The sequence below is a fragment of the Pristimantibacillus sp. Z349TD_6 genome (genome assembly GCF_056173205.1).
The window spans coordinates 1,812,688-1,831,973 of record NZ_CM149662.1 but is presented as its reverse complement, the minus strand read 5'-3'; the positions used below and the strand labels follow the sequence as shown (position 1 = coordinate 1,831,973).

The window sequence follows — 19,286 nt, the reverse complement described above, 5'->3', positions numbered from 1 at the left end:
CCCTACTTAATTACTCATTAGCGAAAAAAGAGGCCAATAAAATGACAGGAGCATTATAATCAATCGCATATTCATTGCTCGAATAAGAGCCTCTTACATCCAAATAAGCCATGGCAGGAGCAAGACTATCCTTGACCGCATCCAAATCAGGATCTCCGCCGTAACGATTCGGACCTCCAACGACTAAACCTGGAATCAATACTCCAGTAGCTGCATTAATGCGGTGATGAGGCTCCAGCGGGTATTGACTGCCTATTCCCGTCACATAACTAAACCCCGTTGCGCTGCGGCCGAATACATGATGCAGCTGCTCAAGCGCTGTAGCTCTGAAGCTAGCTTCTTCAGGCTCCATTAGATTTGCAATAAGAAGGATACATCCATAAGCAGCACCCGATTTCACCGATGCCCACGTGTATTCCTCTGCATTCAATAGATTGAAATAGCTGTCTGCTTCTGATCTTGCAACAAGCTCCTTCGCACGATCCGTCACCGCTTTACGAATAAGCTCCTTCCACTGCTCATCCGCTTTCTCCGCACGATAGTATGCCCATTGACCAAGCAGCTGGGCGTTCGCCCAGTTGACTGCCTGCGGGGAGCTCTTCAACAAATAATCAAACCGACTGGTCAGCACGTCGCTATAGCTGCTGTTTCCCGTAGTGCGAAACAGCTCAGCAAGTGCCCACATCCTCTCTTCTGCATCGGTTTGCTTGCCATATCCGCCAGAGCCGTTATCCTGCATCGGATCCTGCCGAAAAGCAGCGGCTTCGTTTGCGCTCAAGTAGCTCTGTGCTTTCTCTGCCGCAGCTAACAGACGATTTGAAAATTTTTCATCGAAGGGTTTATATATTCGGGACGCCAGCGCTGTTGCACCCGCAAATTGAGCAGTGCCATACGTAGACAAACCAAATACATAACGAGTTTGCGTATCCGTATCTGGCGTAACAAATCCAGTCCATGCGGAGCCGCTCACTTTATGATAAACCGCACCGTCTGCACGCTGCATGCGCAGCATCCATTCCAGCTCATAACGCACCTCTTCCAAAATATCAGGAAGCGAGGAATTAGCAGCCTTTAACCCTTCAGGGAACTTAAGCTGTTCCGCAGGAAATGCTTCTGGATTGAGGTCATAGGCGAGCAGCAGCTGAGCAACTGTAACAGCTGCTGGAGGTATGTATTTCCCATAATCACCAGCATCGTACCAGCCGCCGGATACATCTATGAGATCACCTTTATGCGAGACTCCATCATCAAAGAAGATCTCCGCTTGCGCATCTTGTAAATGTCCTGCTGCCTGCTTCAGCTTCGTCATCGGATCGTCGATCGTTACGCCCGAACGCTGCAATGTATAAGATCTGAGCAGCGTAGCGAGCGCATCATCATACGGAGCATCTCCAATGACAAAAGGATAAGACCTGCCCGCCCCAGCGACCAGCAGCTTATATTCTCCAACCGTTTGGAAGCTGGAGAAATCCGCTCTTCTTATTGTCTTTTGTGATGCTGCATCCACAAGCGGCTCAGATAAGCTGCCCGTAAACATCGTGTTGCCAATGCTGTCTACTAACGAAAATTCCGTTCCGCTTGGCAGTTCACCCTCCACGATGGCAAACTTCGCATGCGCTGTTCCATAGCCAACCTGATCCACCTTCACTTGCGTTCCTTGCTTAATTTCTGGCTGCGAGTCAGGTACCGTTGCAATTGGCAATTCAGCATTGTTTATTGGAGCATTTCCTTGTTCCTGCTGCTTATTCAATGTATTCCCGCCTTCTGACCCTGATAACAGTCGAAATGATATCGTCACGACTAACAAAAGAGTAACGATTCCGCCTATGACATACAAAGTACGTCTGCGTATGCGCATCAGCCACCGCCAATTTTATTTTGTTCTGGTTTACAGATTCATAGGAGCGCCATTATGATCAATAAAAAGTGCATCTGCTTCCGTTTTCCGCTCGACGATGTTCAAGATGCCAGCTGCAGATACTGTCGCATCTCCTGGCGCTTGCTCGCCTCCCATATCTGTTCTGATCCAGCCGGGATGAAGCGCATGAACAACAAATCCTTGCGGTGCAAGCTCGTTCCGCAGCTGAGCTGAGAACATGTTCAGAGCAGACTTAGACAGCGCATACGAATAGTCGCCGCCATAAGCGCCTGTGAAGCTTCCTGCTTCCGAGCTAATATTAATGATGCTTTGCCGCTCTCCTTGACGAAGCATAGGCAAAAAATGCTTGAGCACGACGATCGGACCAAAAAGATTAGTCTGGAACGATTGCTCTACTTGCTCCAAGTCGAGCTGCTCCAGCTTCTGATCCCGTCCCAGCAATATCGCTGCACTGTTTATAACCGCATCCAGACTGCGAACTCGGTTTTGCGCTTGCTCGGAAGCGTAGCGAACCGAATTCTCATCCGTAACATCAAGCGGCAGGATCGTTACTTGATCCGGAAATTTTGTGAGCAGCTCTTGCAAGCCCTCTGCGGATGATCCCGGGCTGCGAACCCCAGCTAACACATAATGCCCTCGTTCGCACGCTTCACTGGCAATCGCTAAGCCAAGACCTCGATTGGCGCCTGTAATTAATATGTTCATACTGCTCATTCCTCCTGTTCATTCATCACCTATATTGGGAAGCTCGTTATCGGATCATTTACTTTTTATCGTTTTCCAGCAGCTCCAGCATGATCTTCAAATTTTTAAAAGTATCCATATAAGCGTATCGTCCGCCGGTATACTCTCCCTTTTGAACCAATGCCATTCCGTTTTTCTCCATGGATGCTACAATTTCTTTCATGCCGTCAACAACGAACGCGATGTGATGCGGGCCTTCACCATGCTTATCGAGATGCTCTCTCCACGTACTTGGATGTTCATCTGGCTCGATAAGCTCAAGCTGCAAGGAACCCATATCAAAAAAAGCAAGCTTGGCGCGAGCCACTGACGATTCACCATTGTATTCCGTTTGTGCTTTATCTACCGTGTCAGTCCAAAACCAATTCGGCTTTTCAATTCCAAAAAAATCAGCATACGCCTGCGACGTTGTTTCAATATCATGAACTAATAGTCCAATTTGAGTTACTGTACGTGTTCCAATCAAGTTTTTATACATGCCCGTTTCCCCCTGTAGGTTGATTTTATCGTTATAAGTGCTGTAAAAGCCGTGTAATCGCTATTCAATATCCCGATACTCCAATTCATTGAAATTTCTTCACCTACATCCGCATTCCCCCTCTCACAAAGCTACAACGCATGAACGCGTGTTCATTTGAAAGTAAAAAATAATGTGCAGTTCAAGCCTGACATTAGAAGCCATTATGCAAATCATAACGACCTCTAACTACGTAGGGCTAGGGCTTAACTATGAATCTTCCCTTGCCCTTTGACAGGAATCACGGATAACAAGCTCCGTGCTTGCCGCAACCGGCTGATAGTCGCCCGAACCATTCTCAATGCTGGAGATCAAGGTTTTCGTTAATTTGTCCATCATGTCTGCAAAATCAACCCGAATCGTTGTTAATGCCGGACTGGAATGTGCACTCAATATATGGTCATCAAAACCGACGATCGATACATCCTGCGGCACGCGAATACCGGATTCCTTCAATGCTCGAATAGCTCCGAATGCAACGCTGTCGTTTGCCGCGAATATCGCTGTCGGCAGCTCCATCTTGGATTTCATAAATTCCTTAATGGCCATGTAGCCGCTTGATTCGTTAAAATCTCCCGGCAGCATCCACTGCTGCACAAGCGGTAATTGATGCCTTGCCATTGCTGCTTGAAAGCCGCGCCACTTGGATGGTCCGGAGTATCTATTCATATCTCCGTTAATCATGCCGATTCGCTCATGGCCCAAGCTGACTAAATAATCAATCGCTTGCCCTACGCCCGTTTCGTTGTCAAAGTTGAACACAATACGATTGGATTCGGTCCGTCCTGGCAAGTGCTGATCCACGATTGCCACCATAAATCCTTCGGCTATAAGTTCTTCAATAAGCGGTTCATGATTAGCTGCTCCAATGAACACGCCTCCATCGATTCTACGCTGATAGAAGCTCTCCTTAATCGTACGAGCCTCATTCTGATCTTTCATATCGTGAACGATATGAGTCAGCACATAATATCCATGCGAAGAAGCGTTTTCAATAACCCGGGCAAGCAGCAAGCTTGAAATGCTGTCGCCGGATACTCGGCCGGAATCGGCCATAAACAAACCAATCGTTCGCGTGCGTTTGCCTGCCAGCACCTGTGCAGAGAGATTTGGGTAATAATTGTATTGCTGAATGACCTTTAAAACCTTTTGCTTCGTCTTCTCAGGAACGTTTGCATAATTGTTAATCACACGGCTGACCGTGCTTCTGGAAACACCCGCCAGCTTAGCTATTTCCGTACTGTTAATTTCCTTGCTCAATCCTAGTCCCTCTTTCTGTAAACGCGCGTTTATGAAAATATGGTACCAATGTTCCGGAGCGCTGTCAATTCATAATTGCAAGCTGCTTTAAAGATATTTAAATAGAAGCAGCCTCAAAGGTTTCCCTGAGGCTGCTTCTTATATAAAAACAACACTGACAGCCGAAATATCAGTACATCTGATCATTCATCGCATTCGGAAATTCATCAATAAACACATTCCAGTCAAGCGGCAGCTCCTCGTCTCTCAGCAAGCAGTCGTCGAGCGAATCGGTCAGCTGCTTACGATTCATCGCGATGCCGATAAGCACAAACTTATTAACACGATCACCATATTCCTCGTGCCATGCGTTTGCCAGCTCTGGGTCTTCGAGCAGTAATTCTTCTCGTTCCGCATCCGGCAATGCAGCAGCCCATAAACCAGCCGGTCCAAACTGTATGGAAGGCCCTGCTTGGCTCAAGCTTTGGGCATACGCGCTACGAGTCGCAAGCCATATGATACCTTTGGCTCGAACGACTTCCTCTGGCCAGCGCTCCATCCAAGCTTTAAGACGCTGCGGATGAAATGGCTTCGCACGTTCGTATACGAAGGAGGATATACCGTACTCTTCCGTTTCAGGTGTATGTGATGGAGCTTCCAATTCCTTTATCCACCCTGCTGAACGACTAGCTTCGTCAAAATTAAACAACGACGTATTCAAAATTTCTTTCGGATTAACTTCGCCTTTGGAAGTACGAATAAACTTGGCGCGCGGCTGCATGGTCCGGAGCACCCCTTCTAATTCTGCCAATTCCTCATCATCAACAAGATCACATTTGTTCAAAATAAGCACATCGCAAAACTCGATCTGATCAATCAACAAATCAACGACCTCGCGTGTATCGTCTTCGCCAACGGCTTGACTGCGATCAAGCAATGTTTCACCTGATGCGTAATCATGCCAGAAGCGATAAGCATCAACAACCGTCACCATACAATCAAGCCTGCAATATTGTGTTAAATCAATCCCTTGCTCTTCATCGATATAGGAGAAGGTCTGAGCTACGGGAACAGGCTCACCAACACCCGTTGATTCAATCAAAATATAATCAAATCGATTTTCTTTCGCCAAGCTCTCTACTTCCTTAAGCAAATCTTCCCTAAGCGTGCAGCAAATACAGCCATTGGACATTTCAACAAGCTTTTCTTCTGTCCGTGACAAGCCTCCCTCATCTTTAATAAGACTAGCGTCTATATTCAATTCACTTAAATCATTTACGATAACAGCGACTTTCAAGCCCTCGCGATTATGTAGGATATGATTCATAATCGTCGTCTTGCCAGCACCCAAATATCCGCTCAATACAGTTACAGGCAGTTTTTTAACAGTCATCATTGGCACCTCCAATTAATTTAAGCTTTGAATTAAACGTAATAATTACGATTATACAACAAATAAAAAGCATATCGATTAATAGTAATCATTACGCTTAATGAGTATAACGATATCTCGCTCACTCGTCAAGATCGTATTCATTACAATTAAACAATCATGCTTTTTGTCCCTTTTATCGTTTTTCCATAAAAACCAAACTAAATTGAGCATTTATTTCCATCGCTGCCATTATTTTTTAATAGAAAAGCTTTGTTTGTAATTCCCTTTTTCAAATCCAAGCTTCTGTACAACAAATTTTTTTTGCACGAATGCACACAAGCCAGAACCTCCACCTTATTCAAGTTTATTCTCTCTAATCTTCAGTCATATCCCCCTTCTGCTTCTGGCAGTTTCTGATAGGCTTCCTTCCCTGCAACGATTTGATGAATGAACTGCCGCAGTTCCAGCAATTGCTTTGCATCCTTTGTTAACTCGCAATATTTCTCGGACCAAGTAAATGTCTTGGATTCCCCATTTATACTAACTTCCCAGCTGTCTTCACCGTAAGGAACCTGTTCACATCCTATAGCAGCAGGCTTTAAGTTTTTTGTTCCCATTATATTTATTTCTCTCATTTTCTCATAAATGCTGCGCATCTCTTCTGTCGTAAACGCAATTTTTGCAGATGCAGTCCCATTCATCACTAAATCCTTTGTAGCCGTATCTAGGAAAGTATTAATTTCGTTTTTATTCACTTCGCTGTATCCGTAACGCACCATGAAATCAAAATCATTTGGCATTTCTTTCGGCATATTGTTTGATTCTATAACGACATCATTTGTTGGCTGATGCTGATCAACAGTGTCTATCTCTGCACTCGTCCCCTTGCTGCAACCATTTGCGATAATTGCAAATAGGAGTAAAACTGAGCATAAACGTTTCATTTTAATGCCCCCCAATTGAATTTATGCAATGTTAAAGACGTAATTGGGAGATATTAGTTGCATCTATCCCTCTCGTTCCTTTGTGAAATTATTCATATCCTCGCACCTCGCTACGTGTATGATTACTATACAAAAAAAGCCGATGACCCCATTGCTTTGGATTCATCGACCTATTATCATTCGTCTATTTAAACAGCCGTTTGCCAATCTCCCAATGATAGCCAAACGGATCCGCTACACGACCAATACGCCAGCCATGTTCTTCATTTATAGGTGCAATTTCTGTTGCTCCCGCAGCGATAGCCAATTCGAATAAGGCATCGGGGTCGTTGACCGTGATAACCATCCGGAAGAAGCCACGACCTGCCATTGCGGGTATAGCGGCAGCCTCTTCTTGAATCCAAAAATTCGCTCCTCTAACGGAAAGCTCAGCAATAGCTATATTCCCGTCACCGTCCTCTAACCGATAAAGCTCGACTGCACTAAATGCCGCTTTATAAAACGTTATTGCCTCGGCCGCATTGTTGACCGACAGCCACGGTGCAATACTAGCCTCAGAAGAATCTAATCTACGCGCACTACACATTAACATTATAGGAGAGCTGCAGTTCATCCCCTGGCAGGCCGCGAATGCCCCAGTTATATTTTGGAGTTTCAAAAATTGTTATTTCGATATCTTCAGGAGAAATATGCAATTGTGCTTGAATGTGATCAAAGAGCGAACGAATAAGCTGTTTTTTGGAATCGATGGAACGACCTTCAAATACGCTTATTTCGATAATCGTATACGCTGCGGTCCGTCCAGGAGCGTAATAAAAATCTTCTTTCTCCATTGCGAAAAAACGATGAAATTTCTTATCGAGCGGCATTTTAAATACATCCACTACACAGGAATGAATAACTTCTGATAATTGTTGTTTTATCGGATTTAATTGATCCTTAAGTCCAAAAACTTTGACCTGAGCCATTCTACTAATCACACCTTTCTTTTTTCAATGATTGTTAGTGTAATCTTGTATTTTTAGTAAAATTATAGCACAAGCAATTAGAATAAATCTCCTATGCTGAGCCAAACCAAGCATGGCTTAGCAGACGAATGCCTTCTTCAATATCATCCTCACTCATTCCGCCAAATCCAAGCCATACAAATGATGCCGGACAGCGCTCACTATCCATCCAATGTACATTCGGAGAATACACCTTAACCCCATTTTTTGCTGCCTGTTCGATCAGTTGGACGCTTTCTCTGTCCTTAACATCAAGCAGCAAATGCAGTCCTGATTTGCTTCCAATGATACTTACACGATCACCCATATACAGTGAAATCGCAGCAACTAAAGCTTTATGCTTCGCCTGATACAGTCTTCTCATTTTGCGTATATGTCCAGCAAAATGTCCGCGATTCATAAACAAAAACACGGCCTGCTGAATGATTGGTGATGCAGGCTGACTGTAAACGGAAAATATCTCATCCTGCTTTTCTAGCATGTTTGTTGGCAAGACGATATAGCTTAACCGGGCAGCAGGCAAAAACGATTTTGAAAATGTCCCCAAATAAACGACACGTTCTCCTGAGTCCAATGCTTTAAGAGAGGGAATCGGCTGGCCAACATATCGAAACTCACTATCGTAATCATCCTCAATAATGACAGCGTCGTTTTGGTTTGCCCACTGGAGCAGCTTCATTCGTTTCTGTACTGACATCACCATGCCTAATGGAAATTGATGTGATGGTGTCACATACACTGCGTTGACGCTGCTTGATTGCAGCTCTTCTATGTTCAAGCCATCAGAATCGACCGAAATGGGCGTAATTTCGCAGCCATGATTTTTAAAAATCGTTCGAACGCCATTATAGCCGGGTTCTTCCATTGCTATGTTTTTCCCCCCTAGAGACAAAAACTGCAATAACATGCTAATGGCAGGTTGTGTTCCTGAACAAATGATAATTTGATTGGGGCTGCACGATACTCCGCGAGATTGAAATACGTATTTTGCAATTTCTTCCCTAAGCTCCTCTTCTCCTTGTGGATGTCCATAACCCAAAGTTCGATAAGGGTCTCCATTTAAACCATCCGACAAACATTTTTTCCATATCTTCATCGGGAAGCGATGCCATTCAATATCACCATAGTTAAAATCATACCGATACCTTTTCCAATTAACATCTTTAGTGAAACTTACTTGAACTGAATCTCGATTTGTATTCACATCCTCTAACGGCAGCACTCTTATCCCATTACGACTTTTACTATCCACATACCCTTCTGCAATCAGCTGCTGATAAGCAGCTTCTACAGTGTTTTTGCTAATTTTCAAATAGTGCGCCAACTCACGAATCGATGGAAGCTTAGTCCCTTCAGCTATTAATCCAGATTCAATTTGATCCTTAATATACGTATACAGCTGCGAGTATAAAGGATGTTTTCCCTGCTTATCGAGTAAAGGAGTAATCTCTATCATATGCAGCACCTGACCCCATGAAATATTCAGAATCTGCCCCTTTTCACAGGGACAAATGTTCATTATTATTACATTATCATAAAGACAAAGGGTGTGCCTAAATATGTTTCCTGTAAGATTACAGAAAAGAGAGTGTACTGATCAGGGCAAGATTCAATCCTTTTTGTTAAACGCAAAAACAGGATTCCTTGGCCTATCTGCCGATGGAATCCCTTACGTTGTTCCGTTAAACTTCACTTGGCTGAACGACACGGTTTATTTTCATGGTGCTGCTGAAGGGCGGAAAATCTCCTATATTGAGCAAAACCCAGAAGCTTGTTTTACCGTAAGCGAAGAATATGGAACATTAACTGACCCCGTGCCTGCTCATACAGATACCTCTTATATGAGCGTTATGGTTTCTGGGAAAATACAGTTTGTTAATGAAATAGACGAGGCTGCAAAAGCTATGCAAAGTATGCTGGACAAATATGTGCCTGGTTACTATAAACAACCGTTGTCCAAATCGCATTTGGAAAAATACGAATCATCCTTGGGAAGTAAAACCAAAGTATTTAAATTAATAGCAGCTTCCATCTCTGCGAAAGAAAACGAGAAAGTAGAGAGCGCTATGTTTTATCCAGGTAAAACGGTACACAACGATTTGTAATAACGGTTAGGCAACTAAAGAAATCATCATTACCGATGAGCAATCGTCAATTGGAATTTTTGCCTTGAACCGCCTTCGGGACCGTTTGGAATTGATTCCTCCAAGGGAATGAAACCAAATCTCTCATAAAGGCGCCTTGCAGGCATCCCATCTGGAATATCATCGCCAAATGTTGTGACTGCTATTTCTGAAGGAATATCAACAAGCGTTAGAACATGATTCAGCAAGGCCGATGCTACGCCTTTATTTCTTGCTTCAGCGGAGACAGACAACCAGCCGATTTTGTAGCTTGGGGCATTTGATGTAGAAAGTAATAGTCCCCCTAACAGTCTGCACCCTGGCGAACCATCATATTCCCGCACGCAGAACGCGCGATTTTGATGTATATTTCTCTCTAGTGCCAGAACAAAGTTTGGATCATCCACCATTGGGCCAAAGAGGTACTCCACCTCAGCAGCCAGCTTTAACCATCCATTTAGATCTTCTAATGTTGCATTTACGACATTCATTTATTTTGGCTCCCTTTACCAGCTTCAAGAACAAAAAACCGAAAGATAGACACTTTATAAAATAGCGTCTTGTCTCTCGGATTTTTGCTTATCTATCTATTTCATTTTAAAGCATTCTGCTTATTAACGATATAAGTAGCGATCTTCCTTTTCACGAATCCATACCTGCATGAAGCCCGCATCTCTATTATCCCAAGCATAATAAGGAATAAATAAACAAGCGCTGCCTTCAGCCACTTTTCCTTTCAGAACAGTCACGCCGCCAAGCCATTCTGCTCGGTGCTCAATGAGTAGCGGTTCATGTGCTGCAATAGAAAATTCATCGTAGGATAACTCCATATTATCAGTCTGCTCCATGCAATACACAATAGGTCCGCGCTGCAGAGCAATTCTTCCAATGTTAGCCTCCACCTCCGGCCGTGACCGAATAACTTCAACTGGCATATCCAGCTCTAATACAATGGAGTCTCCCGGTGTCCAGCAGCGATTCAGTACGAGATAACCATTTTCGATTTTTCCTTCCGATGGCTGCGGCTGCTCCCCTAGAAGCGACAGCTTATATCCTCTGCACCAGCCAGGAACACGAAGCCGGATCTCGAACGTTTCCGCTTGCTCCAAGCTTACCGCAACTTCGATTTTTCCATCCCAAGGATACGCGGTTGTCTGCTTAAGCTTGACGGTTGTCCCACTCTTAATTTCCAAAGCAGTTTCCCCGTTCATGTATTGATTGACGACTATTCCAGCATCCGTAGCAGCATAAGCATATTGTCCAATGGATGGTAAAAATCTAACTAGGTTAGTCGGGCAGCAAGAAGTGCCAAACCAATCCACGCGGTGATGCTCGCCCTTTGATGCAAGCGGATTGACGTAGAAAAATTTGTCGCCAGACAACGAGATTCCGGCTAAAGCGCCATTGTACATTTCCCGCTCTACAACATCGGCATATTTGGCATCGCCAAACAACAAGTTCATCCGGTGATTCCAAAAAACCATAGCGATCGCCGCACAAGTCTCGCAATAAGCCGATTCATTCGGCAAATCGTAATCATGTGTAAAGCCTTCATTATGCTGAGACGGACCGATGCCGCCTGTCACATACATATTCCTTTCAACCGTATGCGACCAAACGCGGTGCAGCGCATCAATATACGTCGGATCACCGGAAGCATGCACGACATCAGCCATCGCGGTGTACAAATACATCGCTCGTACAGCATGTCCTGTTACCTTCTCGATATCTCGAACAGGCACATCATCCTGACAGTACGCAGGGCCCCATTCCTCTTTGTCCCAAATGGCACCTTTACCATGACCATGACCACGTTCTTCAAGCAGCCAAAGCGCCAGCTTCCAATAACGATCCTCGCTGGTCGTGCGGTAAAGCTTCACAAGCGCAAGCTCAATTTCCTCATGCCCCTCCACCCAGTGCCGCTTGCCAGGACCAAATACGCGATCATAATGATCAGCCATTTTGCATGCAACATCCAGCAGCTTCCGCTTGCCTGTCACTTCAAAATATGCAACCGCTGCTTCAATCAGATGGCCGCCATTATACATCTCGTGTTTTTCCATATCCGACCATTTGAGATCAGGCGCTTCAAGCGTGTAATAAGTACTTAAATATCCATCCGCTTCCTGCGCCGCAGCTATGAGATCGATAATCCGATCAATCTCTGCTTCCAGCACTGGATCACGATCCGTCATAAGGGCATAAGCGGCACCTTCAAGCACCTTATACACATCGGAGTCGTTATAATACATCCCCTCAAATTTGCCTTCCAGCAGTCCGCCTGCTATTGCAAAATTGTCAATTCGGCCTGTTTCCTCGCATTTGACTAAACATGCCTTCATCGTAATATTTTTGAGAACTTCCAGCCGCGGCCTCCAGAAAGCATCATTGATCTCAACTTTCGTAAAGGGCACGTTTTGCCAGCCTTTTATCGCCTTCGTTTCTGTTAATGTCACGTCTAACCATCCTTTCATCGCTAATTCTTATCCTTTCAATCCCGTTAACGTAATGCCTTCCAGAAAATAACGCTGGCCAATTAAAAATACGAGCACGCAGGGCATAACGACAGTTGCTGAAGCCGCCATGAGCAAATCCCATTGCGCCGTATAGCTGCCTTGAAACATTTGCAAGCCAAGTGCTAGCGTAAAGCGGCTGTCACTCTTCAAATAGATAAGCGGCCCCATGAAGTCATTCCATGAACCTAAGAAGGTAAATAGCGCAACGACGATAACAGCCGAACGGCTAAGCGGCATAAGAATACGCCAGTAAATTTGAAAATAATTAGCCCCATCCACAAAAGCAGCCTCGTCAAAATCACGCGGAATCGTCATGTAGAATTGGCGCAGCAGGAAGATATTAAAGATACCTCCGCCAAAGAACGCCGGTACGATAAGCGGATAGAACGTATCATAGAAACCCAGCGTTTTCCATCCGAGAAAGCTCGGAATTAACGTAACTGCAGCAGGCAGCATCATGCTGGTCATAAGGATTGCAAAAATGGTGTCTCTGCCTTTCCACTGAATACGGGAGAAACCAAAGGCTGCAATCGTACTCGTAAGCACAGTTCCGATAATAACGCTGAACACAATAATAAGTGTATTTTTGAAAAATTGTCCGAAAGGCAGCACGGTCAGTGCTCTCTCGTAGTTATCCCATTTAAAAGGATTTGGAATCCATTCCGGCGGCATAACGAAAATTTGCGATAGATCCATCACTGAGCTTCGAATCAGCCAAACGAACGGAATGATAAACATAACTGAAATAATAATAAGGGCCGCATAACCTGCTGTCAGCTTGAGTTTGGACTCTCTCATGATTTTTCCCCCTCGTAGTAAACCCAAGATTTCGAGGTTTTGAACACAATAAACGTAAAGAACAAAATAATGATAAATAGAATCCATGCCAGGGCAGATGCATAACCCATCTCTGTATCACGGAATGCTGTACTCCACAAATAAAACACGAAAAATAAACTTTTATTATTCGGCCCGCCCTGTGTCAAAATGTAGGCTTCGCTAAACACCTGGAAAGAACCGATAATCGTCATGATGGTATTAAAGAAGATTGTTGGCGTTACCATCGGGATCGTAATATGGCGCAGCTTATGCATCCATCCTCCGCCATCGACATCAATGGCTTCATAGTACTGCTTTGGAATACCCGAAAGCCCCGCTAAAAAAATAATGACTGTGCCGCCTATTCCCCAAAGCGTCGTTAAGACAACAGATGGAATAACACTGCTCTCGCCAAACAACCAGTTGCTTGTCGGCAAATGAAGCCATGCGAGCACCGTATTAACTAAACCAAGATCTGGATTAAGCAGCCACAGCCATATCATGGACGATGCAACCGCTGGAACGATACTTGGCAAATAAATAATGGTGCGGAACAACGATCTACCCTTTACATTCATATTAAGGAGCAGCGCCAGCAGAAATGAGATGATGATGACGGCAGGTACCCGCAAAATAACAAAATAGAAGGTAACGCCTAGTGATTTATAAAATAAATCATCTTCACCTGAGAACAGCTTGGCGTAATTATCGAAACCAATAAATGAGGTTGTATCTTTGAACACGCTATAATCAGTTAAACTGAGCACCAAGCTAGCAATCATAGGACCAAGCGTAAATATGATGAAGCCTAGTATGGCAGGAGCTGTAAATAATAACCCGTAGAATAACGCCTTACGCTCTCTTATGCGACTTTTTTTACTGACTGCTGGAATGGTTTGCACAGGAATATCCATGCCCATACTTGCCTCCTATCCTAAGAAGACGGCGGTCTTCAGGAAGAACGCCGTCAATCTGACTATAGTTCTTTCTTTAATTGGTTATTGTACGTCACGACGTCCTTGAACCTGTGCTTGTGCTTTCGCAGCGATAGAATCCATTGCCTCTTGAGCGGTTTGCTGGCCTAACCAAACTTTATCGAGTGCTGGATTAACGATATCCATAATTTTATTAAAGTTTTTCACATAAGCGGTTGGTGTTGCATGGCTGTTGCTCAATACCATCTCAACGACCGCATCCTTGTAGCCCGATGGGCGAGAAGGCAGGTTTTCAGTCCATCTGGTTAGGTAAGACTCATCCGTATACCACTCTTTATGAGATGGCATCCAAGTGCCGGCAGTTAGCAGCTCGATTGAAGCTTCTGGATCAATCAGTGCCTTCAAGAGCTCCCATGCTTCCTCCGGATGTTTCGTTGATTTAAACATCGAGAACATGCCAGAAACGACAGTCGTCATCGGCTGTTTCATAACGGGGAGCACGCCAACATTAAAATTAAATTTGGATTGTGCCAAGCTTGTGCTTGCCCATTGACCATCAAATGCCATCGCTACTTTTTTGGTTTGCAGCGCAACGTTGGTGCCTGGTATATTTTTCGCTTGAACAGGTGACGGTGCTACATGATGAACATTAATAAGATCGGAAATCTTCTGAATAGCTTCAACAGCTTCAGGCTGGTTCAGAGCAAAGGTTTTGCCGTCCTCAGACAAGAAGTCTCCGCCATTTGAATAGATGAAGTTGCTGTATGCGCCCCACCAAGTTGGCACGTTGACTCCGAATTGTTTAATGTTTTTAGGATCAAAGCCTTCTTCTGTCGCATTCTTGCCTTTGTTGTCAATTGTAAGTTTCTTAGAAACCTCTACGAACTGATCCCATGTCCACGCTTCAGAAGCTTTGGCTGGCGGAGGTGTTAAGCCTGCATCCTTAAATACATCTTCATTATAAAATAAAGCAAAAGATTCTGGGCCAGGCGCAATACCAACTACATTGCCAGGCTCCGAGGAATACATAATGTTAGGAACGAGCCTATCCACAGTCAACTCCGTATCCTTATCAAGGAAATCCTGAAGGTTAACGAACTTGCCTTCTTCCGCTAAAGGAAAAGCGATCGTGCTGGACTCCATCATGGCAATATCCGGCTCATCGTTGCCAGCTACCATGGTCGTTAATTTCGTATCGTAATCCGCTGAAATGGCTTGGAAATCAACCTTAATATTTGTATGCTTAGCCTCAAAACTAGCGACTGCTTTCTTAAATGCTGCGATCTCATCAGGTGCGCCCCAAGCTGTAAGACGCAGTTTGATCGGATCTTTGGATACATTTTCACCGCTGCCTGTATTTTCGGTGTTGCTTGAGCCATTCGTCGCCCCAGCCTGAGAATTTTTGTTACCTGAATCAGACTTCGTACAAGCCGATAGTACGCTGATTGCCATAAGCAGCACAACTAAGAGAACGGAAACCGATTTCCATTGTCTTCTCATATTCGTAACGAGCCCCTTTCATTTATCCATCTCATTGGCTCATAGCTGCAGTCTATGATGGTTTTATTGTAATCGATAGATAACGCTTTCAAAACCCGAGTATTATTGGAATGGTGGACTATTATTAGGTATCGAGCGGAAGTTTTATCAGAATGCTGGTACCTGATCCTGGCACAGACCGAATCTCGATGCCGTATTCATCCCCATATGCCATCTGTAAACGGGAGATCGTATTTTTAATGCCGACCGAAGAAGATTGTTTGTACAAAATCACCTTGATCATCTCTTCGCTTATTCCTCGTCCATTATCCTTAATCTCAAAAAAACGTTTTCCCTCTTCTGCCCAGCCGCGAATGAGGATAACGCCTCCCTCTTCCATCTGATTAAACCCGTGCAAAATAGCATTCTCAACAAACGGCTGAAACAGCAGCCTAGGCAGCTTATGATCATAAAGGATCGGATCAATTTCATAGTTAACGGTAAACTTGCCTTCGAAACGCGCTGACATAATATAAAAGTAGTTTTTCATCCATTCGATTTCCTCTGACAGATGAACGGCGCCCCATTCCTTACGAGAAGTATAATGCAGCATATTGGACAAACAGACGAGCATCTTGCTTAGCTCCTTCTGATTATTTTCAATCGCTGTCCAATTCATAATATTGAGCGTGTTATACAGAAAATGAGGATTCATCTGCATATTGAGCGCGTGAATTTCTGCTTCCTTTTCCTTTAGCTTAATCTCATAATTTTCTTTGACGAGCAGGTGAATCCGATCATTCATCCGGTTAAATCGCTGCATTAAGATACCGAATTCGTCATTCGTGCTGACTTCCACACGGGTTTGAAAATCGCCTTCGCCAACGGATCTCATCGCTCCAAGCAGCTTCTTAATCGGACCTGTGATGCGGCTTAATATGAAATAGGCAAATAAAAATGCAATTCCGCTCAATATAGCAGCTAACACAATCGTTGAGGTTCGAATAACAGGCACGAGGTTGCTTACCAATGCAGACTCCGGCGTTATGACGATCGACAACCATCCGGTTACGGTTGAGCGGTCAAAGCATATGATCATATTCTCGCCGTTCAGCTTCATTCGCTGAGTCCCGCTTCCCGTCATGCGGAATGAATCCACCCAATTCTCGTTGAAGCTTTTTGTCACTTGTGACACATCACTGCCGGCAACTACCATATCGTTCGAATCTAACACCATATAGCGGGAACCGACTGGTATGCTCTTCTCAAACAGGGCATCCAGTACGGTCGATTTGAAGCTTATCGTAAGCACTGGACGCTCCACATTCGGATTCAGCTTAATTAATGTACTGTCTTCCATATGTGAGAAATTGAGCAAACGCGTGGCTGAATATAAATAGCGATAATCGATCATGCTCTTGGAAAGATAAGACTGATCAAACATCTCCGTAAAATCATAGGTAGGATACCAAATCATTTTTCCACCCGCATGCACAGCTTGCTTGTAAATAGTTGAAAGTGTAGGATCTCCTTGCGGCATGTTTTGCGAATTGCCGAAGGTGAAGTACGAAGTCCAAAGCTGATAGGCGTAAACATCGTCGTTTTGTGAAAAGTATTTGCTGAGAATAGTAGATACGCGTCGATCAGCTGCCAGCAGCTCCTCAGCCTTTGCTGGATTCAGCTGACTGAAAATTTGAAATAGATCCTTGTCTACGAACAAGGCCAAACTGTTCTGATCGACAACTTTGAGTTTCGTATCGATGACTTCATTATTTTTTTTGACGATCTCATAAACATTTTTTTGCGCTTGCTCCGTCACAACCTTAAGGCTTGTACGATAAAATAAAGTGCTTAACACAAGAAACGGCAAAGCAATTAGGATGATATAGCTGATGAACAACCGTGATCGAAATGTCATATTCATATCTCGTCTCTATTCGTTGTAAGGGATTTGTGCTTATAAGCTTCCGGCGATAGACCATTCTGTTTCTTGAACACTCGGCAAAAATACTTCGTATCGCGGTAGCCGCATTGCGCAGCTATATCATAAATTTTCAAATGGCCATCTCTGAGCAATTGTTTTGCCCGCCGCATCCGAGCCTCGGTAATATGGTCAGAAAAAGACTTTCCGGTACGGCTTTTAATCAATGTGCTGAAATAAGACGGATTAAAGGCAAACTGTTCAGCTGCCATCTCTAGTGTCAAATCCTCCATATAATTCTCTTGTATCCAGCTCAAGCACTGTTCCATAATAATCTCGTTTTTCCCTTGCTTCATGTTCCGTAACGCTTGGTGCAGATCACGAATTTGAGACTCCAAGAGCGCCAGCAGCTCACTATAGCTATCGCATGCAGGTATTTCCGTTACGACCGTATTCGTGAGGACGCTTCCAAAATTTCTTTCGACAACATCTCTTGTTCGGCTTTTAAGCTTCATAAGTGTGAGTGAAGCACACTCTTTAATAAGCTGCGGTTCTGTGTGGCCCTCGCCTGCCAGTTCTTGAAAGGCAGATCGGCACAGTATGATGGCAGCCATTGGATCATTATCCTGCAACGCTTCAAAAAGCCGCTCCCCATCTAAGTGAAAGGACTTGCTGGAGTGGTTCAGCTCATCATGAAATAGGACTCCATGCCAGCAATCATGGAAATTATACTCACATGCCGTTTGAGCTGTTCGGTAAGAATGCGGCAGCTGCTCTACTAAAGATAAACAGCTCGTCCCCATACCATGAACAAGCCGGCCATACGGCAGCCACTCCTTGTTTAGTTCGCTAAATGCCAATCGAATCTCATCGTGTCTAAGGGATGGGTTCGGCGTACGCAAAATGGTAATCGCTTGGAATACGTCTTCTCGAAGCGAATTAATTGAGAAGGTACTGGCTTGACCGTAGCAGGAACATAAATGCTCCAGCTGCTGCAGCAATGCAGGTGTGTAGAGGCTCTTATCCTCCTCAAGACGGATGGTGAGTTCAGAAAAGATAACTGTACCGCTTCCTTGCACAATATCGAGTGCTTCAAGCTCCACTTGCTCCGCTGCTGATAGATTGCTGCTTAACCATGACAAAAGCAGATTGTTCTGGTAGGCAGAGGAGGTGAGCTTAAGCCGATGCTGCAGTTTTTCGGAAGCTTCACTCTGCATGGACTCCGCCGCTAGTTGTGCATCAAGCCGCCCCAAAATATGCTCCACTTTATCTATATCAATCGGCTTCAACAAGTAGTCATAAGCGCCATGACGCAGAGCGGTTTGCGCATATTCAAATAGATTATACGCCGATACCATAACTACCTTCGGTCGATGTTCCTTATCCTCAAGCCATTTCAATAATGTCAATCCATCCATATTAGGCATCTGGATATCCGTCAGTACAATTTGCGGTTGATCCTGTTGAATGATAGCGATAGCAGCTGCCCCATCCTTCGCTACTAATATTTCAGCTTTTGGCCGCATCGCACTAACTAATTTTGCCATTCCTCTGAGATGCCTTGGCTCATCGTCTACAATTAGTATTTTCAATCCGCTCACGCTCCATCTTCATGCGGTCGCTTTCACTCATTTACTGATGAATTTCCGCATTAGTTGTTAATTTAATAGCGAGTATAACACTAAATATCTGGTCTGTTGCAAAAAAATAATACATGATCCTATATATGTAATGAACGATTTCGTTGGAATGATAGCATACAAAAAGGCCATCCTTTGCAGGATGACC

General features: G+C 44.3%; 17 protein-coding genes. 1 reads left to right on the top strand and 16 read right to left on the bottom strand.

Annotation, left to right across the window (positions count from 1 at the left end; translation table 11 throughout):
- Positions 1-10: 10 nt before the first annotated feature.
- The 9 genes from AC0VYE_RS07915 to pdxR form a co-directional block, all read right to left on the bottom strand.
- Positions 11-1,858, bottom strand: a complete 1,848-nt coding sequence (locus AC0VYE_RS07915) for a glycoside hydrolase family 9 protein (RefSeq protein ID WP_475447121.1) — start codon at positions 1,856-1,858, stop codon at positions 11-13.
- Between the two features lie 30 nt (positions 1,859-1,888).
- The gene (locus tag AC0VYE_RS07910; protein ID WP_475447119.1) at positions 1,889-2,584 is read right to left on the bottom strand and encodes an SDR family oxidoreductase; all 696 of its coding nucleotides are present in this window, start codon (positions 2,582-2,584) and stop codon (positions 1,889-1,891) included.
- Positions 2,585-2,642: 58 nt separating this feature from the next.
- A complete protein-coding gene (locus AC0VYE_RS07905; RefSeq protein ID WP_475447117.1) occupies positions 2,643-3,101 on the bottom strand; it encodes a VOC family protein in 459 nt (152 codons plus the stop codon).
- Between the two features lie 249 nt (positions 3,102-3,350).
- Positions 3,351-4,400, bottom strand: coding sequence for a LacI family DNA-binding transcriptional regulator (locus tag AC0VYE_RS07900; protein WP_475447115.1), 1,050 nt, complete (start codon positions 4,398-4,400; stop codon positions 3,351-3,353).
- A 169-nt stretch (positions 4,401-4,569) separates the two neighbouring features.
- On the bottom strand, positions 4,570-5,772 hold the full coding sequence (locus AC0VYE_RS07895; RefSeq protein WP_076267970.1) for a GTP-binding protein: 1,203 nt from the start codon (positions 5,770-5,772) through the stop codon (positions 4,570-4,572).
- Positions 5,773-6,134: 362 nt separating this feature from the next.
- Complete coding sequence (locus AC0VYE_RS07890; protein ID WP_475447113.1) at positions 6,135-6,698, bottom strand: hypothetical protein; 564 nt, start codon at positions 6,696-6,698, stop codon at positions 6,135-6,137.
- A gap of 184 nt (positions 6,699-6,882) precedes the next feature.
- Entirely contained in the window at positions 6,883-7,290 is a 408-nt protein-coding gene (locus AC0VYE_RS07885; RefSeq protein ID WP_256710883.1) for a VOC family protein, read from the bottom strand.
- Positions 7,277-7,666: a tautomerase family protein gene (locus tag AC0VYE_RS07880; protein WP_475447111.1), complete on the bottom strand. Its 390-nt coding sequence runs from the start codon at positions 7,664-7,666 to the stop codon at positions 7,277-7,279. Before AC0VYE_RS07880 ends, AC0VYE_RS07885 begins: the two co-directional genes overlap by 14 nt.
- A gap of 91 nt (positions 7,667-7,757) precedes the next feature.
- Complete coding sequence (pdxR, locus tag AC0VYE_RS07875; RefSeq protein WP_475447109.1) at positions 7,758-9,161, bottom strand: MocR-like pyridoxine biosynthesis transcription factor PdxR; 1,404 nt, start codon at positions 9,159-9,161, stop codon at positions 7,758-7,760.
- A gap of 103 nt (positions 9,162-9,264) precedes the next feature.
- Between pdxR and AC0VYE_RS07870 the strand changes: the two genes are divergently transcribed.
- Positions 9,265-9,810 carry a pyridoxamine 5'-phosphate oxidase family protein gene (locus tag AC0VYE_RS07870; RefSeq protein WP_475447107.1) on the top strand — a complete coding sequence of 182 codons (546 nt, stop codon included), beginning with the start codon at positions 9,265-9,267 and terminating at the stop codon, positions 9,808-9,810.
- Positions 9,811-9,839: 29 nt separating this feature from the next.
- Here the strand turns inward: AC0VYE_RS07870 and AC0VYE_RS07865 are convergent, their stop codons facing one another.
- The 7 genes from AC0VYE_RS07865 to AC0VYE_RS07835 all read right to left on the bottom strand — a co-directional run bounded on the left by AC0VYE_RS07865 (position 9,840) and on the right by AC0VYE_RS07835 (position 19,090).
- The gene (locus AC0VYE_RS07865) at positions 9,840-10,319 is read right to left on the bottom strand and encodes a GNAT family N-acetyltransferase (RefSeq protein ID WP_475447105.1); all 480 of its coding nucleotides are present in this window, start codon (positions 10,317-10,319) and stop codon (positions 9,840-9,842) included.
- 123 nt (positions 10,320-10,442) lie between these two features.
- Positions 10,443-12,302, bottom strand: a complete 1,860-nt coding sequence (locus tag AC0VYE_RS07860; protein WP_475447104.1) for a glycoside hydrolase family 127 protein — start codon at positions 12,300-12,302, stop codon at positions 10,443-10,445.
- A 9-nt stretch (positions 12,303-12,311) separates the two neighbouring features.
- Positions 12,312-13,142 (bottom strand): carbohydrate ABC transporter permease, encoded by an 831-nt coding sequence (locus tag AC0VYE_RS07855; RefSeq protein WP_076267977.1) that lies wholly within the window; start codon positions 13,140-13,142, stop codon positions 12,312-12,314.
- Complete coding sequence (locus AC0VYE_RS07850) at positions 13,139-14,077, bottom strand: carbohydrate ABC transporter permease (RefSeq protein WP_475447102.1); 939 nt, start codon at positions 14,075-14,077, stop codon at positions 13,139-13,141. The genes AC0VYE_RS07855 and AC0VYE_RS07850 overlap by 4 nt, the downstream gene beginning before the upstream one ends.
- A gap of 84 nt (positions 14,078-14,161) precedes the next feature.
- Positions 14,162-15,598, bottom strand: coding sequence for an ABC transporter substrate-binding protein (locus AC0VYE_RS07845; RefSeq protein ID WP_076267978.1), 1,437 nt, complete (start codon positions 15,596-15,598; stop codon positions 14,162-14,164).
- A 124-nt stretch (positions 15,599-15,722) separates the two neighbouring features.
- On the bottom strand, positions 15,723-17,495 hold the full coding sequence (locus tag AC0VYE_RS07840; protein WP_475447100.1) for a sensor histidine kinase: 1,773 nt from the start codon (positions 17,493-17,495) through the stop codon (positions 15,723-15,725).
- A gap of 2 nt (positions 17,496-17,497) precedes the next feature.
- The gene (locus AC0VYE_RS07835; protein ID WP_475447098.1) at positions 17,498-19,090 is read right to left on the bottom strand and encodes a response regulator transcription factor; all 1,593 of its coding nucleotides are present in this window, start codon (positions 19,088-19,090) and stop codon (positions 17,498-17,500) included.
- Positions 19,091-19,286: the final 196 nt, after the last annotated feature.

What these genes read in the sequence shown, in the direction of transcription:
- AC0VYE_RS07915 (WP_475447121.1), bottom strand. Translation starts at nt 1,858, where the DNA reads ATGCGCATACGCAGACGTACTTTGTATGTCATAGGCGGAATCGTTACT.
- AC0VYE_RS07910 (WP_475447119.1), bottom strand. Translation starts at nt 2,584, where the DNA reads ATGAACATATTAATTACAGGCGCCAATCGAGGTCTTGGCTTAGCGATT.
- AC0VYE_RS07905 (WP_475447117.1), bottom strand. Translation starts at nt 3,101, where the DNA reads ATGTATAAAAACTTGATTGGAACACGTACAGTAACTCAAATTGGACTA.
- AC0VYE_RS07895 (WP_076267970.1), bottom strand. Translation starts at nt 5,772, where the DNA reads ATGACTGTTAAAAAACTGCCTGTAACTGTATTGAGCGGATATTTGGGT.
- AC0VYE_RS07890 (WP_475447113.1), bottom strand. Translation starts at nt 6,698, where the DNA reads ATGAAACGTTTATGCTCAGTTTTACTCCTATTTGCAATTATCGCAAAT.
- AC0VYE_RS07885 (WP_256710883.1), bottom strand. Translation starts at nt 7,290, where the DNA reads ATGTTAATGTGTAGTGCGCGTAGATTAGATTCTTCTGAGGCTAGTATT.
- AC0VYE_RS07880 (WP_475447111.1), bottom strand. Translation starts at nt 7,666, where the DNA reads ATGGCTCAGGTCAAAGTTTTTGGACTTAAGGATCAATTAAATCCGATA.
- pdxR (WP_475447109.1), bottom strand. Translation starts at nt 9,161, where the DNA reads ATGATAGAGATTACTCCTTTACTCGATAAGCAGGGAAAACATCCTTTA.
- AC0VYE_RS07870 (WP_475447107.1), top strand. Translation starts at nt 9,265, where the DNA reads ATGTTTCCTGTAAGATTACAGAAAAGAGAGTGTACTGATCAGGGCAAG.
- AC0VYE_RS07865 (WP_475447105.1), bottom strand. Translation starts at nt 10,319, where the DNA reads ATGAATGTCGTAAATGCAACATTAGAAGATCTAAATGGATGGTTAAAG.
- AC0VYE_RS07860 (WP_475447104.1), bottom strand. Translation starts at nt 12,302, where the DNA reads ATGAAAGGATGGTTAGACGTGACATTAACAGAAACGAAGGCGATAAAA.
- AC0VYE_RS07855 (WP_076267977.1), bottom strand. Translation starts at nt 13,142, where the DNA reads ATGAGAGAGTCCAAACTCAAGCTGACAGCAGGTTATGCGGCCCTTATT.
- AC0VYE_RS07850 (WP_475447102.1), bottom strand. Translation starts at nt 14,077, where the DNA reads ATGGATATTCCTGTGCAAACCATTCCAGCAGTCAGTAAAAAAAGTCGC.
- AC0VYE_RS07845 (WP_076267978.1), bottom strand. Translation starts at nt 15,598, where the DNA reads ATGAGAAGACAATGGAAATCGGTTTCCGTTCTCTTAGTTGTGCTGCTT.
- AC0VYE_RS07840 (WP_475447100.1), bottom strand. Translation starts at nt 17,495, where the DNA reads ATGACATTTCGATCACGGTTGTTCATCAGCTATATCATCCTAATTGCT.